This window comes from Mesorhizobium sp. P2_D6 (assembly GCF_056404315.1).
Genome location: NZ_JBFUEG010000059.1, coordinates 1 through 3719, shown reverse-complemented (window position 1 = coordinate 3719; position 3719 = coordinate 1). Strand labels below are relative to the sequence as shown.

Annotated in this window: 4 protein-coding genes and 1 pseudogene; 3 read left to right on the top strand and 2 right to left on the bottom strand. The window is 56.7% G+C overall.

All coding sequences use genetic code 11. The features are described from left to right. The 3 genes from ehuB to AC1D1L_RS33470 all read left to right on the top strand — a co-directional run. On the top strand, positions 1 to 924 hold a 924-nt coding region (gene ehuB, locus AC1D1L_RS33480; protein WP_477345777.1), incomplete at its 5' end, for an ectoine/hydroxyectoine ABC transporter substrate-binding protein EhuB. Positions 925 to 960: 36 nt separating this feature from the next. After that, a complete protein-coding gene (locus tag AC1D1L_RS33475) occupies positions 961 to 2067 on the top strand; it encodes a mandelate racemase/muconate lactonizing enzyme family protein (protein ID WP_477345775.1) in 1107 nt (368 codons plus the stop codon). A gap of 192 nt (positions 2068 to 2259) precedes the next feature. Next, complete coding sequence (locus AC1D1L_RS33470) at positions 2260 to 2772, top strand: GNAT family N-acetyltransferase (protein WP_477345773.1); 513 nt, start codon at positions 2260 to 2262, stop codon at positions 2770 to 2772. Positions 2773 to 2871: 99 nt separating this feature from the next. Here the strand turns inward: AC1D1L_RS33470 and AC1D1L_RS33465 are convergent. Next, positions 2872 to 3333, bottom strand: a pseudogene (locus AC1D1L_RS33465) (integrase core domain-containing protein); the annotation flags it as partial. 191 nt (positions 3334 to 3524) lie between these two features. Then, the coding region (locus tag AC1D1L_RS33460) for an integrase core domain-containing protein (protein ID WP_477345771.1) at positions 3525 to 3719 on the bottom strand (195 nt) is incomplete at its 5' end.

The window sequence follows — 3719 nt, the reverse complement described above, 5'->3', positions numbered from 1 at the left end:
GGGCTATGCGAAAAAGGGAGGAACGACAAGATGAAAAAGCGGCACTATGACAAAAACAGGCGCAATCCCCAGAGACGTGCAGTGCTGAAGGGATTGGCTGCGCTCGGCATAGCGGCAATGGCAATCGCTCCATTTGCCAGTTCAGCCTCGGCGCAGTCCCTACTCGACAAGATCAAAAACGGGGAGACGATCCGGATCGCCTTTTCTAATGAGCCGCCTCACGCCTACCCGGGTCCGAACCACGAGCCGTTTGGCTTTGTCAATGCGATGACGATCGACATCCTCAAGAAGCTAGGTACAACCAAATTCGAGCCGGTCGTGACCGAGTGGGGCTCGCTCATTCCCGGCCTACAGGCTGGCCGCTTTGACATCATCACGGGCGGCATGGCAATCACGCCCGAGCGTTGCCGCAACGCGGTGTTCACCGAGCCGGTCGTGGCCGTCATCGAAGGGCTAATCGTACCTAAGGGCAACCCGAAAGGACTACATTCCTGGGAGGACGTGCGCGACAAAGGCCTCACCTTCGGCACGGGCACTGGCTGGGCTGAGGTGAATGACGCACAAAAGATCGGCATTACTAGTGAGAAAATCCTGCAGTTCGCCGGTGGAGCGCCTGAGGTCGTAGAGGCTGTTAAGGCCGGCCGCGTCGACGCTGGCGCTGGCGATTCCTTCACCTTGAAGATATTTACCGATCGGGATCCCAGCATTGAGATGGCTGAGCCCTTTACGCAGCCTGTTGGGGTATCCACTAATGAGGGGATTGGCTTCATGCCAGACCAGCAGGCGGCGGTCGATGCCTTCAATGCCGTGTTGAAAGACTATCTCGGCTCCGACGAGATGATGAAGTCGGTCGGAAAATACGGGTACACAATGGCGAATTTGCCCCCAAAGAACCTGACAACCGCCGAAATTTGCAAGGGCTAAGTCACACAAGCGCCCCTTCTTTCAAACAGGTATGCCATGAAGATCACAGCTATAAAAGTATTTGAGGTCGTGACACCTTATCCGCAAGGCTACAGTTTATCTCGCGGTCGAAAATGGACCTCCTTCGAGAGCACCATTGTCGGGATCGAAACTGACGAGGCGATTATCGGATGGGGCGAACTCCAAACGCTGGGAGGGAATTATCTGCCGGCTTTCGCAAAGGGAGCCAGAGCGGCTATCGACGAAATGGCTCCCCGGCTCATCGGCGAAAATCCGGTCCAGATTGATCGAATAAATTATCTGATGGACAATTTGTTGCTCGGTCATCCGTATGCTAAATCGGCGATCGACATGGCTTGTTGGGATATCTTCGGCAAAGCAACGAAAATGCCGCTGTGTGATCTTCTCGGTGGAAGGTTCGAAGGGGCATTGCCTCTCGCCGCGGGCATCACCGTTGGGACTACCGAGGATATGCTTGCCGCGATGGCAACGTATCGCGAGAAAGGATACCGGCTCTTCTCATTAAAACTCGGCGGAGAAGCTCCCGCGGAGGATGTTCGCCAGTTGAGGGCGATTCTCGAACGTGCCGAACCCGGTGAGGAATACTATGCCGACTGCAATCGTGGCTGGACACGCGATCAGGCTCTACGGGTCTTGAGACAAATTCGGGATCTCGACGTATATATTGAGCAACCCTGTGCCTCTTACGAGGAGTGCCTTGCGGTGAGACGTCGGACTGATCATCCAATGATCCTAGACGAAATCATCGATTCGCCTGAGATGGTGTTGCGGATTATCGCCGATCAAGCAGCTGATTTGATCAATATCAAGATTTCCAGGCTGGGTGGCTTGACTAAAGCTCGTCGTGCCCGTGACATGTGTATAACGGCAGGATTACCGATGACCATCCAAGACGTAGGGGGAAGCGGGATAGTACAGGCGGCGATTTTCCATTTGGCGCAGTCCACCCCGAAGGAGTTCCGCCATTCTGTATACGATCCGCTTACCGTCGTATCCGATCCGCTGACGGACGCACCGATCCAAGAGGACAGTGGAGTGGCGGAAGCCTCGCGTCGGCCCGGCCTCGGTCAAGATCCCTTGCCAGGTAGCCTCGGCGACCCAATCGCTGTGTACGGCATTTGAAGGACGTCAACTCGCAGTCGCGTGGGAGACAAGTAGATTTCTTTGTGACCGCCTCGATGCGTTGATCTTTGTGATGCTAGGTCAGGACATCGTCGGGATTGGCGCTCGGCCTAGGAGCGAGCTGGAATCATTAGGGATCGTTCCAAATATTCGCAGATTGAGACGCTCGCCATTCGGCTAATGGAAACACGTGTGGATCCTTATTTGAAGCTACGCCGTGCGGAAGCATCTGACATTTCTTTCATACTCGCCACGGAGCGTGGCGAGGGTTACGACGATTTGGTCGGTCACTGGGACGCGGATCAACATGCTGCCGCTCTTGCCGATTCGCGCTACGCGTACTTCATCGCCTGTGCAGATGACCAGCCGGTAGGCTTCGCGATATTGCGCGATTGGGCCTCGACCAATCAGGTAACGCTGGTGTTTCGCGTTGCCGTGGCAAAGCCTGGCGTAGGCTATGGAAAGGCAATGATGCGTCGCGTTGTGGAAGCGGCATTCCGCGAGACGGATGTCTATCGTTTATGGATCGGCGTTCTCCCGGACAATGTGCGCGCCCGCCGTGCCTACGAAGCGGTGGGATTCAGAGCGGAAGGAATCGCCCGCGGCGCTTGGCTTATGAACGGAATCCGCTACGATGAGCTTGTCCTTGCGATTGTGCGCCCGGACTGGGAAGCAGTGCGTGCGGGCACAGCCTGCCAACTATAGCGCCGAGCGCGCTACCGACTTGTACACGTTGATCGGCACCGCGACGTTCAACGACATCGGCCCGGAGGCTTGGCTCGCCGAGGTGGTCACTTGCATCGCCTAAATGTTTGGTCCCGGCATTTGCTGGAGCGGATTGAGTTTGAAGCGTTCCGGTTGTGACGCCCACGCCTTGCAGATGAACTCGTAGGGGGTGAGACCTTTGAGGGTCTTGAGCCTGCGGGCGAAGTTGTAGGCGGCAACGAAGTCGGCGAGATGGGTGCGTAGTTGGTCGTGGCTCTCGTAGTAGAAGCGCTTGACGGTGGCATCCTTGATAGTCCGGTTCATTCTCTCGACCTGACCGTTTGTCCACGGATGCCTGGCCTTGGTCGTGCGGTGCTCGATGTCGTTCCTGGCGCAGGCGTATTCGAAGGCGTGAGCGCGGAAAATCTCGCCATTGGCGATTGCCTCCTTGATCAGCGGCACCGCCGAGCCACCGGCACCGGGGGTGGTGAACTGGATGCCATTGTCGGTAAGCACGGTATGGATCTTGTGGGGCACGGCCGCGATCAACCGCAGTAGAAAGTCTCTTGATACGGCTGTCGGGGCCTTCTCGTGCAACTTGACCTGCCACGGGTAATTTCCTCCATCTGAGATTAGAGTCCGGCCTCGATTTGCTCTGAACCCATTGTTTGGACCGCCGGAAGATGGAGTTTCCCGGCTTTTGCTCTGAACCCATTGTTTGGACCGCCGGAAGATGGAGTTTCCCGGCTTTTTCACGATGGCGGGCTGGTGGCGCCATCGGGATTGAGCAACGAGATTGGGACCTTGTGCCCGATCGCCCCATGCGGGCGCTCCTCGTTGTAGTATCTGCGCCAATCCTCCATCTTTTCAGCCGCGTCTGCAAGCGTGAGGAACCAGTGGGCGTTCAGACACTCCGCCCGGAAGCGGCCGTTGAACGCTTCGATGTA

Bases quoted from the DNA above. Each gene is read 5' to 3' on its own strand.
- AC1D1L_RS33475 (WP_477345775.1), top strand. From the start codon at position 961: ATGAAGATCACAGCTATAAAAGTATTTGAGGTCGTGACACCTTATCCG.